This window comes from Streptomyces sp. CA-243310, assembly GCF_050936775.1.
GTDB lineage: Bacteria > Actinomycetota > Actinomycetes > Streptomycetales > Streptomycetaceae > Streptomyces.
In genome coordinates this window covers 630,757-646,609 of sequence record NZ_JBNJMF010000001.1, presented here as the reverse complement: position 1 = coordinate 646,609, position 15,853 = coordinate 630,757, and the positions used below count along the sequence as shown (strand labels likewise).

Below are 15,853 nucleotides of genomic sequence, written 5' to 3'. Positions count from 1 at the left end.
ATGACCCCTGTTCCGGACCGTCGGAGGGCCGCCCCAGGGGGCGGCCCTCCGACGGTCCGGAACAGGGACCTGCGTACGACCCGGGGTGCGGACCGTACCGGGCGATCAGGCGCGGATCAGACGCGGGGGGCGTCGGCGCGGCGACGTGCGGCCTCGTACAGGACGACGCCCGCGGCCACACCGGCGTTGAGGGACTCGGCGCCGCCGGGCATCGGAATCCGGACGAGGTAGTCGCAGTTCTCTCCGACCAGACGGCCCAGGCCCTTGCCCTCGGAACCGACGACGATGACGACGGGACCGACGAGCGCCTCCAGGTCGTTCACCGTATGGGTGCCCTCGGCGGCGAGGCCGACGATGGTCATGCCGGCCTTCTTGTAGTCCTGGAGGGCGCGCGTCAGGTTGGTGACGCGGGCGACCGGGGTACGGGCGGCCGTGCCGGCCGAGGTCTTCCAGGCACCGGCGGTCATGCCGGCGGCGCGGCGCTCGGGGATGACCACGCCGTGGCCGCCGAACGCGGAGACGGAACGGACGATCGCACCGAGGTTGCGCGGGTCCGTGACCCCGTCGAGGGCCACGATCAGCGGGTCCTCGCCGTTGTCGTAGGCGGAGGCGGTGAGGTCCTCCGGGTGCGCGTACTCGTACGGCGGGACCTGGAGCACCATGCCCTGGTGGTTGAGCCCGTTGGTCATCCGGTCGAGCTCGGGACGCGGGGCTTCCATCAGGTTGATGTTGCCGCGCTCGGCCGCGAGCTGGAGGGCCTCGCGGACGCGCTCGTCGTTCTCGATGAACTGCTGGACGTACAGGGTGGTGGCGGGAACACCGTCACGCAGCGCCTCGAAGACCGGGTTGCGGCCGACGACCATCTCGCTCGTGCCCTTGGGACCGCCGCGGCGCGGGGCCGGGCGGCGCTTGGCCGCCTGTCGGGCCATCGCGTTGCTGATGCGGTTCGCCTTGTGCTTCTTGCGGTCCTCGGCCTTGGGCGTGGGGCCCTTGCCCTCCAGGCCCCTGCGCCGCTGGCCACCGCTGCCGACCGTCGCGCCCTTCTTGTTGGACGTGCGGCGGTTCCTGCGCTGGCTGTTCCCGGCCATGACTTCTACCTGTTTTCGTTGGTGCTGCGGTATGTACGTATGAAGAGTGTGCCGCCCGGGGGGCCGGGCGGCACAGTCGGACTGCTCCGGTGGTACTGCTCCGATGGGCTCAGCGGGCGCCGAGCGTCCAACGGGGTCCCGTGGGGCTGTCCTCGATGACCAGGCCGGATTGCTGGAGCTGGTCGCGGATGGTGTCGGCGGTCGCCCAGTCCTTGCGGCCGCGGGCGGACTCGCGCTGCTCCAGGACGAGGCGTACGAGCGTGTCCACGGCGCCGTGCAGGTCCTCGCCCCGGTCGGTCTCGCCCGCCCAGTGCGGGTCGAGCGGGTCCAGGCCGAGGATGCCCAGCATGGCCCGCACCTCGGACAGACGCGCGATGGCCGCGTCCTTGTCGTCGGCGGCCAGGGCGCTGTTGCCCTGGCGGACCGCGGTGTGGACGATGGCCAGCGCCTGCGGGACGCCGAGGTCGTCGTCCATGACCTCGGCGAAGGCGAGCGGGACCTCCGCGGCGGGCTCCACGGGTCCGCCGGCCTTCTCGATGACGCGCTGGTAGAAGCCCTCGATGCGCGCGAAGGCCGACTCCGCCTCGCGCAGCGACTCCTCGCCGTACTCGATCATCGAGCGGTAGTGGGGGGTGCCGAGGTAGTAGCGCAGGACGATCGGGCGCCACTGCTTGAGCATCTCGGAGATGAGGACCGAGTTCCCGAGGGACTTGGACATCTTCTCGCCGGACATGGTGACCCAGGCGTTGTGCACCCAGTACTTCGCGAACTCGTCGCCGTAGGCCTTGGCCTGGGCGATCTCGTTCTCGTGGTGCGGGAAGATCAGGTCGAGCCCGCCGCCGTGGATGTCGAAGGCGCTGCCGAGGTACTTGTGCGCCATGGCGGAGCATTCGAGGTGCCAGCCGGGGCGACCGCGGCCCCAGGGGGTCTCCCAGTCGGGCTCGCCGGGCTTGGTCGCCTTCCACATCGCGAAGTCGCGGGGGTCCCGCTTGCCCGTGATGCCCTTCTCGGAGGGCTGGCGCAGGTCGTCGATGTTCTGGTTGGAGAGTTCCAGGTAGCCGGGGAAGGAACGCACGTCGAAGTAGACGTTGCCGTCCGCCTCGTAGGCGTGACCGCGCTCGATGAGCGTGCGCATCATCTCGATCATCTCCGGCACGTGCCCGGTGGCGCGGGGCTCGTACGTGGGCGGGAGGCAGCCCAGCGCGTCGTAGCCGTCGTTGAAGGCGCGCTCGTTCTCGTAGCCGATGGACCACCAGGGGCGGCCCTGCGTCTCGGCCTTCGCGATGATCTTGTCGTCGATGTCGGTGACGTTGCGGATGAAGGTGACGTCGAGGCCGCGGTAGGCGAACCAGCGGCGCATGATGTCGAAGTTCAGGTACGAACGGACGTGCCCGATGTGCGGGGCGGCCTGCACCGTGGCGCCGCAGAGGTAGATCGAGACACAGCCCGGCGTGAGGGGGGTGAAGTCACGGATCTGCCGGGCGCTGGTGTCGTACAGGCGAATAGTCACGGCATCCAGGGTAGTGCGCGCGTAGCAGTGCCCCGCGACCCTTTGGGGACGCGGGGTGACGTTTGTGGCACGAGACCCGGCGCGAACGCTCTCACTCGGGCGATTTCCCGGTGTTCGTCCGGTAGACGAGGGCCGTGGCGATGGCGGCGAGGCCCTCGGCCCGGCCGGTCAGACCCAGTCCGTCGGTCGTGGTTCCGGACACGGCGACAGGGGCGCCCGCTGCGGCGGCGAGCGCCTTCTGTGCCTCTTCGCGCCGCCTGCCGATCTTCGGGCGGACACCGATCACCTGGATCGCGATGTTGCCGATCTCGAAGCCCTCGGCCCGTACGATCCGGGCGGCCTCCGCCAGCAGGACGACACCGGCGGCGCCGGACCACTCGGGGCGGGAGGTACCGAAGTGCGCGCCGAGGTCGCCGACTCCGGCGGCCGAGAAGAGGGCGTCACAGGCCGCGTGCGCGGCGACGTCGCCGTCGGAGTGACCGGCGAGGCCGTCCTCCCCCTCCCACAACAGGCCCGCGCACCACAGTTCGCGACCGGTCTCGAAGGCGTGCACGTCGGTGCCGATGCCGACCTGCGGGATCAAGGGACTAGTAGGCATCGGTGGCCCTCCTGCGGGCGAGTACGGCCTCGGCGAGGACCAGGTCGAGCGGACGGGTCACCTTGAAGGCCTCTTCGTGGCCGGGCACCACCACGACGGTGACGCCCAGTTGTTCCACCATGCCGGCGTCGTCGGTCGCGCCCTCGCCCCGTACGGCGACCCGCTCGTGGGCCCGTACGAGAGTGGCGAGGTCGAAGCCCTGCGGGGTCTGCACGGCGCGCAGTCGGGCCCGATCGGGCGTGGCGACCACCGGCTCGGGCTCGCCGGGCCTGCCGGGCTCGACCTCCTTGACGGTGTCGGCCAACGGCAGCGCCGGCACCACGGCGGGGGCGCCCCGGCGGACGGCCTCGACGACGGAGTCGACGGTGTCCACGGGTACCAGCGGTCGCGCCGCGTCGTGGATCAGCACGACACGGACGTCGGCCGGCAGCGCGTCGAGCCCGGCGCGCACGGACTCCTGGCGGGTCCCGCCGCCGGGGACCACGAGGGTCTCGGTCCGCTCGGGCAGCGCGTGCTCGTCGAGCATGCGGCGCACCTCGGGTACGTCGTCGGGCGGTGCGACGACCACGACGAGGGAGACCGCGCGGGAGCGGGCCATCGCGCGGACGGCGTGGATCAGCATGGGGATCCCGCCGAGGGTCCGCAGCGCCTTGGGGGCACCGGGACCGAGGCGCAGCCCGCGCCCGGCCGCCGGGATCACGGCGGCGGTGCGGGGGGTGGGCGTTTCGTCAGACATCAGTAGCTCCGAGCCAGGTTTGTGACTTCGGCCGACATGGGTATGGCCTCAAGGGTGCCGGGTGCGACGCCCTCGCCCCTTCCGTGACGACCGGTCGAGCCGGCTGCCCGGACCCGGCACGCCAGTGAGATCCGCACCTCGGTGAGGGTTGCACCACAGTGTGAAAACCAGCAGGGTGGGCACCGCGGAGCGCGTTCCGTGGAACAAGCGGCGCAAGCAGTGGGCACAGGCATGGGTACAGACATGCCGCAGCGCCCGGCGACAAGTTTCCTTGTCATCGGGCACCGCGGCACGACTGTGTACGACCGGTTGCGTACGACCGGTGTTCGCGTCAGGACGCGAGAACCTCGTCGAGGAGAGCCTCGGCCTTGTCCTCGTTGGTGTTCTCGGCGAGCGCGAGTTCACTCACCAGGATCTGGCGCGCCTTGGCGAGCATGCGCTTCTCACCCGCGGAAAGCCCGCGCTCGCGCTCACGACGCCACAGGTCACGCACGACCTCGGCGACCTTGATGACATCGCCAGAAGCGAGCTTCTCCAGATTTGCCTTGTAGCGCCGGGACCAGTTCGTCGGCTCTTCGGCATACGGTGCGCGAAGCACCTCGAAGACCCGGTCCAGCCCGTCCTGGCCGACTACGTCGCGAACGCCGACGAACTCCGCATTGTCCGCAGGCACACGAACCGTCAGGTCGCCCTGGGCGACCTTGAGCACCAAGTAGGTCTTGTCCACGCCTTTGATCTGACGAGTCTCAATGGCCTCGATCAGCGCGGCCCCGTGATGGGGATAGACCACGGTGTCGCCAACCTTGAACGTCATGTGACAGGTACCCCTTCCGTGGCTATCCAGGGTAACACGAGAACGGACTGTTATGAATGGCGTTTTCGCAGGTCAGGGCACATCTCGGGGCTTGACAACAGCGAGGCGAACGTGCTGCGAAGGGCTTCCGGAAGGGGGTATTCGCAGGTCGGAGGTGCTGTGCGGACCAGGAGAAACGGCCACGTTACACCTGACGGGTACCTCGTCCAGTGTGACGTACGTCCCGTTTTGACCGCTTCGACAACCGAAAACCCGACTACTCCGTTCGACTGGCGGGCGGACGTACGGAGCGGTTCCGGCCCAATCCCCGAATTGATCATCGAGGGGTGTTCGAAGGAATCCCGGAATTGATCATCGAACGGCCGGCGCGCGATATGGGGAATGCGAGATCACGGACGGATCCCCCGCGGATCGCGGGGTGATCGTCGAACGGGCACAGGGCGGCCGGCACGCTGCGGAGGGTCGGGTGCGGGGGCGGGGCGGCGGCTCGGTAACCTAAGCGCGCTGACACACCCTTAGGACGGCTTTACCTCAGCCGCCCCAGGGGGAACCTCCCAGCGCACTGGCTGGGGGCGTCCACCCTCCGTCCGAACGTCCAAGGAGTTGCCGCCGCCGTGAGCCGCAGCCTTCGACGCGGCGCCCTCGCCGCTACCGCCGTCGTCTTCTCGATCGCTGCGCTCGCCGCATGCGGAGCGGGCAACAACGCCCAGACCCTCGAGATCAAGCCTGACAACGCCGCCATCACCAAGGGCGATATCAAGATCCAGAACGCTCTGGTGATCACCCAGAGCGAGCAGGACAAGAAGGGCCCGGCGGCCGTCTCGGCGACGGTCTTCAACACCGGCACCCAGGCGCAGACCCTTGACGGCATCACCCTCGCGGGTGGCAAGAGCAAGGTCGTCCTGAAGAACGCCGAGGGCGCGGGCAAGATCACCGTGCCTGCCGGCGGCTCCGTCGTCCTGGGCGGCACGGGCAACGCCTCCGCCGTGGTCGTGGGCGGCCGCGAGGCCGTCGAGGACGGGAACGTCCAGAAGGTCACCTTCCAGCTCAGCAGCACCGGCGACGTGGCGCTGGACGCCTTCGTGGTCCCGGCCGCGGGCATGTACGCGGGCTACGGCCCGACCGTGGCCCCGGCCGCCGCGCCGAGCCCGTCGGCCTCCCCGTCCGGTGCCGCCTCCGGATCCCCCTCGGGCACCCCGTCCGGTGGCCCCTCCGGGTCCGCCGCGGGCACCCCGTCGGGTGCGGCCTCGGGCAAGCCCTCGGGTTCCCCGTCGCAGAGCGCCGCGCACTGAGCCCCAGCCGTCACGACGTACGTACGGGAAGGGCCCCCGACCGCTCCGGCGGTCGGGGGCCCTTCCCGTTTCCCGTTTCCCGTTGCGCGAACCGACCCGGGTCGGGGTCGGATCGGCGGCATCGGCCTACGGCTCGAACTTGTAGCCCAGGCCGCGCACGGTGACCAGGTAGCGCGGGGCGCCCGGGTCCGGCTCGATCTTGGCGCGCAGGCGCTTGACGTGGACGTCGAGGGTCTTGGTGTCACCGACGTAGTCGGCGCCCCAGACCCGGTCGATGAGCTGCATGCGGGTCAGTACGCGGCCCGCGTTGCGCAGCAGCATCTCCAGCAGGTCGAACTCCTTGAGCGGGAGGTCCACCTTGCCGCCGGAGACCGTGACCACGTGCCGGTCCACGTCCATCCGTACCGGACCGGCCTCCAGGGCCGCCGGGGTGACCTCCTCCGGCTCGCCGCGGCGCCGCAGCACCGCGCGGATGCGGGCGACCAGCTCCCGCGAGGAGAAGGGCTTGGTGACGTAGTCGTCGGCTCCTATCTCCAGCCCGACGACCTTGTCGATCTCGCTGTCCTTGGCGGTCACCATGATCACGGGGACGTTGGAACGGCCGCGCAGCTGCCGGCAGACCTCGGTGCCGGGGAGGCCGGGGAGCATCAGGTCGAGGAGGACGAGGTCGGCGCCGTTGCGCTCGAACTCGTCGAGCCCGTCGGGCCCGGTCGCTGCGATGGCGACCTCGAAGCCCTCCTTGCGGAGCATGTAGGACAGGGCGTCGCTGAAGGATTCCTCATCCTCGACGACGAGCACTCGGGTCACGGAAGGACCTCCGGGGCAGGGATGGCTGTTTCGGTTTCAAGCAGGGGTCGGGCGGGTGCGGGGGCCGTCGCAGGAGCCTGCGCGGCCGCTTCGGGCAGGCGCAGGGTGAAGGTGGAGCCCTGGCCCTCGGAGCTCCACACCGACACCTCCCCGCCGTGCGATGCCGCCACGTGCTTCACGATAGCGAGGCCCAGTCCGGTTCCTCCCGTGGCGCGGGAGCGGGCCGGGTCCACGCGGTAGAAGCGCTCGAAGACACGCTCGCGGTCCTTCTCCGGGATGCCGATGCCCTGGTCGGTCACGGCTATCTCGATCAAGTCTCCTCCCGGCGCGGTGACCCGGCGCGCGGCGATGCCGACGCGGGTCCGGGCCGGGCTGTAGTTGACGGCGTTCTCCACCAGGTTCCCGAGGGCCGCCGCCAGCTGCCCCCGATGTCCCCACACCCGCAGTTCGGCGGTGCCGCCGGCGGCCATGGTGATCTGCTTGGAGGTGGCCGTGTGCCGACAGCGGTCGATGGCCTCGGCCACGAGGGTGTCCACCCGCACGGGCTCGGCGTCCTCCAGGGCCTCGTCGTTCTGCACCCGGGAGAGGTCGATGAGTTCCTGTACGAGGTTGATCAGGCGGGTGGACTCGATCTGCATCCGGCCCGCGAAGCGGCTGACCGCCTCGGGGTCGTCGCTGGCGTCCATGACCGCCTCCGAGAGGAGGGAGATCGCCCCGACGGGGGTCTTCAGCTCGTGCGACACGTTCGCGACGAAGTCGCGGCGCACCGCCTCGATGCGGCGGGCCTCGGTGAGGTCCTCGACGAGCAGCAGCACCAGGCGGGAGCCCAGCGGCGCCACGCGGGCGGAGACCGCGAGAGCCTCGCCGCGGCCGGTGCCGCGGCGGGGCAGGTCCAGTTCGATCTGTCGTATCTCGCCGTCCCGGCGGGTGTCGCGCGCCATGTGGAGCATGGGTTCCACGGCGAGCTTGCCGCCGCGGACCAGCCCCAGCGCGTACGCCGCCGAGCTGGCCTTGACCACCGCGTCGCCCTCGTCGAGGACGACGGCGGAGGAGCGGAGCACGGACAGCACGGTGTCCACGCCGGGCGGGAGCACCGCGTTGATGTCGGGGCGCATGGAGCTCCGGGTGGGGCGGGCCTGGTCGCGCTCGCTCCAGCGGAACGCCAGCATCGCGATCACACCGGTGCAAAGACCGGCAATCGCTGCAGCTGCGGCGACCGCCGCGTTCACGTCCATGCACCCAGGTTAAGCAGGTGCAACGGCACTTCCACAGCCGTTCGGGTGGCAGCTCGAACACTCGTCGCCCAGAGTTCACCCTGGCGACGGGGTTGATTCACTTGCGGTGCCGGAGTCGGACGCGTTCGAGGCCCACCGTGGCAACGTGAGGCAAGAAGCCACGCAGCGATAGGGCAGTAGTAGTAAGAGTCCGCGACATCAGCGGGCGAGCAGTCGAGAGAGGGACCACCATGCGCGACGCGTACCACGAGGAACTGGACTCGATCGGAGAAAGCCTGGTCGAGATGGCCCGGCTCGTCGGTTCCGCGATCGGGCGGGCCACGACCTCCATGCTCGACGCCGACCTGAAGCTGGCCGAGAGCGTCATCGCCGGGGACCAGAAGGTCGACGATCTCCAGCACGACCTCGAGGCTCGGGCCATCGCCCTGCTGGCACGACAGCAGCCGGTCGCCACCGACCTGCGCATCGTCGTGACCTCGCTGCGGATGAGCGCCGACCTGGAGCGCTCCGGCGACCTGGCGCAGCACGTGGCGAAGCTGGCGCGACTGCGCTTCCCGGACACGGCGGTCCCGCGTGACCTGCACGCGACCATCCTGGAGATGGGCCAGTTGGCGCAGCGCCTGATGGCGAAGGCGGCCGAGGTCATCATCACGAAGGACGTCGACCTGGCTCTCCAGCTGGAGCAGGACGACGACGAGATGGACCAGTTGCACCGCACGCTGTTCCAGCACCTGATGGACGACCGCTGGAAGCACGGCATCGAGACGGCCGTCGACGTGACGCTGCTGGGCCGGTACTACGAGCGGTTCGCGGACCACGCGGTGTCGGTCGCGAAGCGCGTCGTGTACCTGGTGACGGGTGAGCACGCGGACGAGCTGCAGCAGCCGACGCAGGTGGAGGGCATCTGACGCGTGTGACCGGTCGGGCGGGGTCGGGGGGCGGCGCGCCGTCGGGTCGGGGGCGGGCGCCGGGTGGATCGGGGCGAGCCCCAATGCGCCGTTGACGCGCCGGTGCGGCTGGGCATGAATGAGGCGAAGGCACGAAGGCACCACGCCGTACGACGACGACCTGTGCGCACGCCGCCTGCGAGGAGGATCCATGTCCGATTCCCCCGTCCCCATCACCCCGGAACACGAGCAGCCGCAGCCCCGGGAGCCGCTCCGCCTTCCGTTGCTCGCGGCCTGCGGGTGCGGCTCGGGCTGCGGCTGCGGCTGCCAGTCCGGCGCCCCCTGCCAGTGCGGCGGCTGACCCCGCCCGCCGGATGCACGTACGCGAGGGCCCCGTCCGACCCGTCGGCCGGGGCCCTTCGTGCTGTTCGGCGTCTTCGCCGAACCACCGCAGCCCCGGACATGAGTCGCTGTGAGCGGTGCGCCGAGCGATCGCCTGACAAACGCCACCTCCTGACGGTGTCAGAGCCCCGCACCCGCACGAGGCACCTCGCCAAGTCGGTTACATGACCGCGACGGTGAACGGAACGTCGACCGGGTCGTTGTTGTAGTTGGTCGTCACGATCGTGATGGTGCGGGTCTGCCCATTGCAGCTGCTGTTCGGAATGGCGGTGATCATGGCCCGCTGGTTGTTGACCGTGGCGAGCACTGCCGCGTCGCGCAGGTCGACGGTGGGGTCGGACACCTGCACGCAGTAGTAGCCCGCGGGCCGCCCATTGAGCCGCGCCGACGACGAGACGTTCTTGGTGGACAGGAGCGACCCGTCAGCGGCCACACGGGCAGCAGCGCGCGCATAAGGGGCGTTCATGTCCGCAGGAGCGGCCGAAGCGGTACCGGTCAGGAGCGGCACGGACGCCACTGCTGCGACGACAAGGGTGAGAGATCGGACGCGCATGGTTCTTCCCATCTCGGCCGCATTCATCATGAATTGCGGCCTATCCACTGATCAGTTGGCATAGGTATCGACAGTCGCACCGGCAGTAATCAGCCCGTTGCCACGCAAGTGATCACGTTAGTGGCGATTCCCACGCAATCCCCCTGACCTGCCAAAACATCCCCCGTTCGTGTGAGTTCGGCGCGCTGCCAGCGGTCGAAGGCAGGGGAGATCAAAACGGTCAGCGACACGGGACACGGTCACCGGTTACCGATTACCGGCCGCAGACGCCGCCCCTTCTCGCCCTGAGCTGCGCGAACCGGCGTCCACGCGGCCTGTAACCGGTAACCGGCCGCCCCACAACTACGCGGCGCCCGGAAGGAGCCTCAGCGTCGCGGGCGTCACGGCAGCCGTGACGCCAGAGGCACGCAGGTCCAGGGCGCCGAAGTCGGCCAGCCGGGACCGCGCGCGGGAGGCTCTTGGGAGGGCTCTGCGGCCGGACGGTCCCCCGCGCTGAGGGCCCACAGTGGGCCCGGGGCAAACGAATGCCCCCGATCTGCGCCGTGTGCGCAGGTCAGGGGCATGGTCGCTACAACTACTTCTTCTTGCCCTGGTTCTTGACGGCCTCGATGGCGGCCGCGGCGGCGGCCGGGTCGAGGTAGGTGCCGCCCGGGTTGAGGGGCTTGAACTCGGCGTCCAGCTCGTAGGCGAGCGGGATGCCGGTCGGGATGTTGAGGCCCGCGATGTCCTCGTCGGAGACGCCGTCCAGGTGCTTGACCAGGGCGCGCAGCGAGTTGCCGTGCGCGGCGACCAGGACGGTGCGGCCGGCGAGCAGGTCCGGGACGATGCCGTCGTACCAGTACGGCAGCATGCGGACGACGACGTCCTTGAGGCACTCGGTCTTCGGGCGCAGCTCCGGCGGGATGGTCGCGTAGCGCGGGTCCTCGGACTGCGAGTACTCCGTGCCGTCTTCGAGGGCCGGCGGCGGGGTGTCGTACGAGCGGCGCCACAGCATGAACTGCTCCTCGCCGAACTCGGCGAGGGTCTGGGCCTTGTCCTTGCCCTGGAGGGCGCCGTAGTGGCGCTCGTTCAGGCGCCAGGAGCGGTGGACGGGAATCCAGTGACGGTCGGCTGCCTCCAGCGCCATCTGCGCGGTGCGGATCGCGCGCTTCTGGAGCGAGGTGTGCACGACGTCGGGGAGCAGGCCGGCGTCCTTGAGCAGCTCACCGCCGCGGACCGCCTCCTTCTCGCCCTTCTCGTTGAGATTGACGTCCACCCAGCCGGTGAACAGGTTCTTCGCGTTCCACTCGCTCTCGCCGTGACGGAGGAGGATCAGCTTGTACGGTGCGTCGGCCATGCGTACGAGCCTAATGGACGCTCCGGGGCGCTCGCGCGCGGTGTCCGGGGGGATCCGGGGCCTTTCGCGCGGGCCGCAGGACCCCTCTCGCTCGGCCCTCGGGAGGGGCTCGTTTGACGTTCGGCGTCAATTGACTGGCGGGGCACCACGGGCGTTCGTAGCATGCGGAAAGCCATAGAGGCACTTACATATCCCGGGGGAATCCGTATGTTCACAGGCCGTTTGACACGGATTGCCCGGGAAAGCGTGGGGGGGCTTCCGCGCGCGTTCTGGTGGTTGTGGACGAGCACCCTCGTCAACCGGCTCGGGGCGTTCGTCGCCACGTTCATGACGTTGTACCTGACTTTGGAGCGGGGCTACTCGGGCTCGTTCGCCGGTCTGGTGGTGGCCCTGCACGGGCTGGGCGGTGTGGTGTCCTCGCTGGTCGCGGGGGTGATGACCGACCGGCTGGGGCGGCGGCCGACGCTGGTGGCGGCGCAGGCGTCGACGGCGTTCTCGGTGGCGCTGCTCGGCTTCATGGAACACCCGGCGGCGATTGCCGCGGTGGCCCTGCTGGTGGGCATGACCTCGAACGCCTCGCGCCCGGCGGTGCAGGCGATGATGGCGGACATCGTGCGGCCGGAGGACCGGGTCCGGGCCTTCGCGCTGAACTACTGGGCGATCAATCTGGGCTTCGCCGTGTCCGCGACGGTGGCGGGGTTCATCGCCGAGTACAGCTACCTCGCCGGATTCCTCGGCGAGGCCGCGCTGACCCTGGTGTGCGCGGTGCTGGTGTTCGTGAAGCTGCCCGAGTCCCGGCCGGAGAAGAGCGCCGCGGAGAAGGCGGCGGCCGAGCCCGAGATCGGGATGGGGACGGTGCTGCGGGACGGCCGGTTCATGGGTGTGGTCGGGCTGTCGTTCCTGATCTCGCTGATCTTCATGCAGGGCTCGTTCGGACTGCCGCTGGCCATGGGCGAGGCCGGATTCTCGACGGGTGACTACGGGCTGGTCATCGCCGTGAACGGGGTGCTGATCGTGTTGCTCCAGATCCCGGTCACCCGGTTCATCGAGCACCGGGATCCGCAGATGCTGCTGGTCCTGTCGGCCCTGCTGGCCGGGTACGGATTCGCGCTGACGGCCTTCGGCGGGGCCGTGTGGAGCCTGGGGTTGGCCGTGTGCGTGTGGACGCTGGCCGAGATCGTGAACTCGCCGACGCAGATGGGGCTGGTCGCCCGGCTGTCCCCGCTGCACGGCCGGGGCCGCTACCAGGGCATGTACACGCTGTCCTGGGCCGTGGCCTCGCTGGTGGCCCCCCTGATGGCGGGGTTCACGATCGACCGGTTCGGCGCTTCCTGGCTGTGGGCCGGCACCGCCGGTCTGGGCACGGTGGCGGCGCTGGGCTACTGGTTGCTGATGCGCAACCTGCCCGAGGTGGGCGAGTCGGCGGCGCCGGTTGCGGTGGTCGAGGCTCCGGTCCCGACCCAGGTGCCGGCGGCCCAGCCCGCCGGGGTGGTCCAGACGCCGACGCCGGAGCGGACGCCGGCCGCGACCCCGGCCGAACTCTGACCGGTACCCCCGCTCGAAGGTTCCGCCGCCCGAAGGCGCGATGCCGTGCGGAGCGTCACTCCGGGCGGGTCAGGTGCTTGAAGGCGTCGAGGTTGTAGGTCGGTTCGCCGCGGGAGACCCGCCATTCGTACTCGCGGCGGATGGCGCTCGCGAAGCCGAGTTCCAGCAGGGTGTTGAAGGCGCCGTCCGCCGCCTCCAGGACGGTGCCCAGCAGACGGTCCAGGTCGTCCGGGGTGACCACGGTCAGCGGCAGTCGGGCCGTCAGGTACACGTCGCCGAGGCGGTCGACGGCGTAGGCCATCCCGTACAGCTTGAGGTTGCGCTCCAGCAGCCAGCGGTGGACGCCCGCCTCGTTCTCGTCGGGGTGCCTGATGACGAAGGCGTTGACCGACAGGGAGTGCTTGCCGACCCGCAGCGAGCAGGTCGTGGAGAGCTTGCGGGTGCCGGGGAGGCGGACGACGTACGTGCCCGGGTCCGGGTTCTCCCAGCTCAGCTCGGCGCCGTTCAGCGTGGCTTCGATGATCTCGGCGGTGTCAGCCATGGTGGGAGCGTACGCGACGGCGATGATCATGCATGGCCGCGGTGTAGACGTCGGCGGTGCCCGCCGCGGCCGTGTCCCAGCCGAAGAACTGCGCGTGCCGGGCCGCCTCGCCGCCCATCCGGTCCGTGAGACCGGGGTCGTCGACGAAACGCCGCAGCTCACGGGCATAGTCCACCGGGTCGTGGCCGGGTACGAGGATGCCCGTGACCCCGTCGTTGACGGCCACCGGCAGGCCACCCACCTCGGCGGCCAGGACGGGCGTGCCCGTGGCCTGGGCCTCCAGGGCGACGAGGCCGAAGGATTCGTTGTACGAGGGCATGACCAGGACGGAGGCCGCGCGGAACCAGTCGGCGAGACGGTCCTGCGTGACCGGCGGCTGGAAGTGCACGAGGTCGGTGATGCCGAGTTTCGCCGCGAGTTTCTGCAGCCCCTCCGGTTTGGCGAGCCCGCTGCCGCTCGGCCCGCCGACGACGGGGACGAAGAGCCGCCTGCGCAGCGTCGGGTCCCGGTCCACCAGCTCCGCGACGGCCCGCAGCAGGACGTCGGGGGCCTTGAGGGGCTGGATGCGGCCCGCGAAGAGGGGGATGCAGGCGCCCTGGGGCAGCCCGAGGCGGGCACGGGCGGCGGCGCGGCCGTCGCCGACGGTGAACCGGTCGAGGTTCACGCCGGGGTGGACGACGGCCACCTTCCCGGGGTCGGCCTCGTAGTGCCGTACGAGTTCGTCCGCCTCCTCGGCGGTGTTCGCGATCAGCCGGTCGGCTGCGGAGACGATCTGGGTCTCGCCGATGACGCGGGCGGCCGGTTCGGGCGTGTCGCCCTCGGCCAGCGCCGCGTTCTTGACCTTGGCCATGGTGTGCATGGCGTGGACGAGGGGCACGCCCCAGCGTTCGGCGGCGAGCCACCCGACGTGGCCGGAGAGCCAGTAGTGGGAGTGGACGAGGTCGTAGTAGCCGGGGCGGTGCCCGGCCCAGGCCTGCATCACACCGTGGGTGAAGGCGCACAGCTGCGCCGGCAGCTCCTCCTTGGCGAGACCTTCGTAGGGGCCCGCGTCCACGTGTCGCACGAGGACGCCGGGGGCCAGCTCGACGGCCGACGGGAGCCCTCCGGTGGTGGCCCGGGTGAAGATCTCGACCTCGATGTTGATCGCGGCGAGGCGCTTGGCGAGTTCGACGATGTACACGTTCATCCCGCCCGCGTCGCCGGTCCCCGGCTGGTGCAGCGGTGAGGTGTGCACGCTGAGCATGGCGACGCGGCGCGGCTTGCGGTGGTGGCCGACGGCCGGGAGGCGCAGGCGCGGCGGGTCGTGACGGGTGCTGCGGGCGGCGGCTATCCGACCGCTGATGCTGCCGCCGAGGCGGGACACGTACTGGCTCAAGGGAGCAGTTCCTCTCGCTCGGACGACTCGGGCGACTCGTACGACGCGTACACCGGGTGCCGCGCGGACGGCATGGCGAACGGAGCGCGGGCGGCGCCCTTCCAGCAGTGCAACCCGGACGGCGGTGTCCCGCATTCCGGGGACGACCGTTTTCCTCGGTCGTTTGCCGGATTTTTATGTTGGGTGTGCGCTCCGCATACGCTCGGCGCATGGCCTCCCGCAGCACCCCGCCGCCCCCGAGACGCCCCGTGGGCACCGTGACGCGCGGGACAACGAACCCGAATCGTCTGCGTCGCATGGACCGCTGGATCGCGGCGACGCACGGGGCGGCGCTGCGGCGGGCGACGGCTCCCGTCGCGGTCGACCTCGGTTACGGGGCGGCGCCGTGGACGGCGGTGGAACTGCTGGCGCGGCTGAGGGCGGCGGCCCCCGCCGTGCGGGTGGTCGGCATCGAGATCGAGCCGGCGCGGGTGGCGGGTGCCAAGCCGTACGAACGGGAGGGCCTGGCCTTCCGGCACGGCGGCTTCGAGGTGCCCCTGGACGGCGGCGAGGCACCGATGCTGATCCGCGCCGCGAACGTGCTGCGCCAGTACGACGAGGAGCGGGTCGACGAGGTGTGGCGGCTGCTGTGCGCCCGGCTGGCCCCCGGCGGGCTGCTCGTCGAGGGGACCTGCGACGAGATCGGGCGCCGGCACGTCTGGGTCGCGCTCGGTCCGCAGGGGCCGCGCACGGTGACGTTCGCGACCCGGCTGGGGTCGCTGGAGCGGCCGTCGGACCTGGCCGAGCGGCTGCCGAAGGCATTGATCCACCGGAACGTCCCGGGCGAGCCGGTGCACGCGTTCCTGCGCGACTTCGACCGGGCGTGGGCGGCGGCGGCCCCGTACGCCTCGTACGGGGCGCGGCAGCGCTGGATCCGCACGGCCCGGGCGCTGGCCGGGACTTGGCCGCTGGCGGACGGGCCGGTGCGGTGGAGGCAGGGGGAACTGACGGTGCGTTGGGAGGCGTTGCGCCCGAGGGGGTGAACCTCGCGCGTCGGGGAACCCGCGCCCGGGGCGGCCCGTTGAGTCGGCAGGGGCGGGCGTGACGTGGCCGGTGATGATCAGGGGGGCACCCGAAAGGGTGTCGGAATTCACG

General features: G+C 70.7%; 16 protein-coding genes. 5 read left to right on the top strand and 11 right to left on the bottom strand.

Features of this window, described 5'->3' with window-relative positions; all coding sequences use genetic code 11:
• Positions 1–116: 116 nt before the first annotated feature.
• The 5 genes from rlmB to ACQEVM_RS03030 all read right to left on the bottom strand — a co-directional run bounded on the left by rlmB (position 117) and on the right by ACQEVM_RS03030 (position 4,746).
• Complete coding sequence (gene rlmB / locus ACQEVM_RS03050) at positions 117–1,088, bottom strand: 23S rRNA (guanosine(2251)-2'-O)-methyltransferase RlmB (protein ID WP_433074481.1); 972 nt, start codon at positions 1,086–1,088, stop codon at positions 117–119.
• Positions 1,089–1,197: 109 nt separating this feature from the next.
• A complete protein-coding gene (cysS, locus tag ACQEVM_RS03045) occupies positions 1,198–2,598 on the bottom strand; it encodes a cysteine--tRNA ligase (protein WP_433074478.1) in 1,401 nt (466 codons plus the stop codon).
• Between the two features lie 91 nt (positions 2,599–2,689).
• Positions 2,690–3,196, bottom strand: coding sequence for a 2-C-methyl-D-erythritol 2,4-cyclodiphosphate synthase (ispF, locus tag ACQEVM_RS03040; RefSeq protein WP_433074475.1), 507 nt, complete (start codon positions 3,194–3,196; stop codon positions 2,690–2,692).
• Entirely contained in the window at positions 3,186–3,932 is a 747-nt protein-coding gene (gene ispD, locus ACQEVM_RS03035) for a 2-C-methyl-D-erythritol 4-phosphate cytidylyltransferase (RefSeq protein ID WP_433074473.1), read from the bottom strand. Before ispD ends, ispF begins: the two co-directional genes overlap by 11 nt.
• A gap of 331 nt (positions 3,933–4,263) precedes the next feature.
• Positions 4,264–4,746 (bottom strand): CarD family transcriptional regulator, encoded by a 483-nt coding sequence (locus tag ACQEVM_RS03030; RefSeq protein ID WP_003953493.1) that lies wholly within the window; start codon positions 4,744–4,746, stop codon positions 4,264–4,266.
• 614 nt (positions 4,747–5,360) lie between these two features.
• Between ACQEVM_RS03030 and ACQEVM_RS03025 the strand changes: the two genes are divergently transcribed.
• Positions 5,361–6,038, top strand: a complete 678-nt coding sequence (locus tag ACQEVM_RS03025; RefSeq protein ID WP_433074470.1) for a DUF461 domain-containing protein — start codon at positions 5,361–5,363, stop codon at positions 6,036–6,038.
• A 126-nt stretch (positions 6,039–6,164) separates the two neighbouring features.
• Here ACQEVM_RS03025 and ACQEVM_RS03020 read toward each other — a convergent pair whose 3' ends face one another.
• Together ACQEVM_RS03020 and ACQEVM_RS03015 are read right to left on the bottom strand one after the other, a co-directional pair.
• A complete protein-coding gene (locus tag ACQEVM_RS03020; protein WP_030009598.1) occupies positions 6,165–6,845 on the bottom strand; it encodes a response regulator transcription factor in 681 nt (226 codons plus the stop codon).
• A complete protein-coding gene (locus ACQEVM_RS03015; RefSeq protein WP_433074467.1) occupies positions 6,842–8,080 on the bottom strand; it encodes a sensor histidine kinase in 1,239 nt (412 codons plus the stop codon). The genes ACQEVM_RS03020 and ACQEVM_RS03015 overlap by 4 nt, the downstream gene beginning before the upstream one ends.
• 230 nt (positions 8,081–8,310) lie before the next feature.
• On the opposite strand from ACQEVM_RS03015, the gene phoU reads away from it, so the two are divergent.
• Positions 8,311–8,988, top strand: coding sequence for a phosphate signaling complex protein PhoU (gene phoU / locus ACQEVM_RS03010; protein WP_053680829.1), 678 nt, complete (start codon positions 8,311–8,313; stop codon positions 8,986–8,988).
• 190 nt (positions 8,989–9,178) lie between these two features.
• A complete protein-coding gene (locus ACQEVM_RS03005) occupies positions 9,179–9,328 on the top strand; it encodes a hypothetical protein (protein ID WP_199826583.1) in 150 nt (49 codons plus the stop codon).
• A 201-nt stretch (positions 9,329–9,529) separates the two neighbouring features.
• On the opposite strand, the gene ACQEVM_RS03000 is transcribed toward ACQEVM_RS03005, so the two are convergent.
• Both ACQEVM_RS03000 and ACQEVM_RS02995 read right to left on the bottom strand, forming a co-directional pair.
• Complete coding sequence (locus ACQEVM_RS03000; protein WP_433074463.1) at positions 9,530–9,922, bottom strand: hypothetical protein; 393 nt, start codon at positions 9,920–9,922, stop codon at positions 9,530–9,532.
• Positions 9,923–10,496: 574 nt separating this feature from the next.
• On the bottom strand, positions 10,497–11,258 hold the full coding sequence (locus tag ACQEVM_RS02995; protein WP_386527957.1) for a phosphoglyceromutase: 762 nt from the start codon (positions 11,256–11,258) through the stop codon (positions 10,497–10,499).
• A 207-nt stretch (positions 11,259–11,465) separates the two neighbouring features.
• Between ACQEVM_RS02995 and ACQEVM_RS02990 the strand changes: the two genes are divergently transcribed.
• A complete protein-coding gene (locus ACQEVM_RS02990) occupies positions 11,466–12,803 on the top strand; it encodes an MFS transporter (RefSeq protein WP_433074460.1) in 1,338 nt (445 codons plus the stop codon).
• Positions 12,804–12,858: 55 nt separating this feature from the next.
• Here the strand turns inward: ACQEVM_RS02990 and ACQEVM_RS02985 are convergent, their stop codons facing one another.
• Positions 12,859–13,344 (bottom strand): YbjN domain-containing protein, encoded by a 486-nt coding sequence (locus ACQEVM_RS02985; protein ID WP_433074457.1) that lies wholly within the window; start codon positions 13,342–13,344, stop codon positions 12,859–12,861.
• Entirely contained in the window at positions 13,337–14,719 is a 1,383-nt protein-coding gene (gene mshA / locus ACQEVM_RS02980) for a D-inositol-3-phosphate glycosyltransferase (RefSeq protein ID WP_433074454.1), read from the bottom strand. Before mshA ends, ACQEVM_RS02985 begins: the two co-directional genes overlap by 8 nt.
• A gap of 209 nt (positions 14,720–14,928) precedes the next feature.
• Between mshA and ACQEVM_RS02975 the strand changes: the two genes are divergently transcribed.
• Positions 14,929–15,741: a class I SAM-dependent methyltransferase gene (locus ACQEVM_RS02975; RefSeq protein WP_433074451.1), complete on the top strand. Its 813-nt coding sequence runs from the start codon at positions 14,929–14,931 to the stop codon at positions 15,739–15,741.
• Positions 15,742–15,853 lie beyond the last annotated feature (112 nt).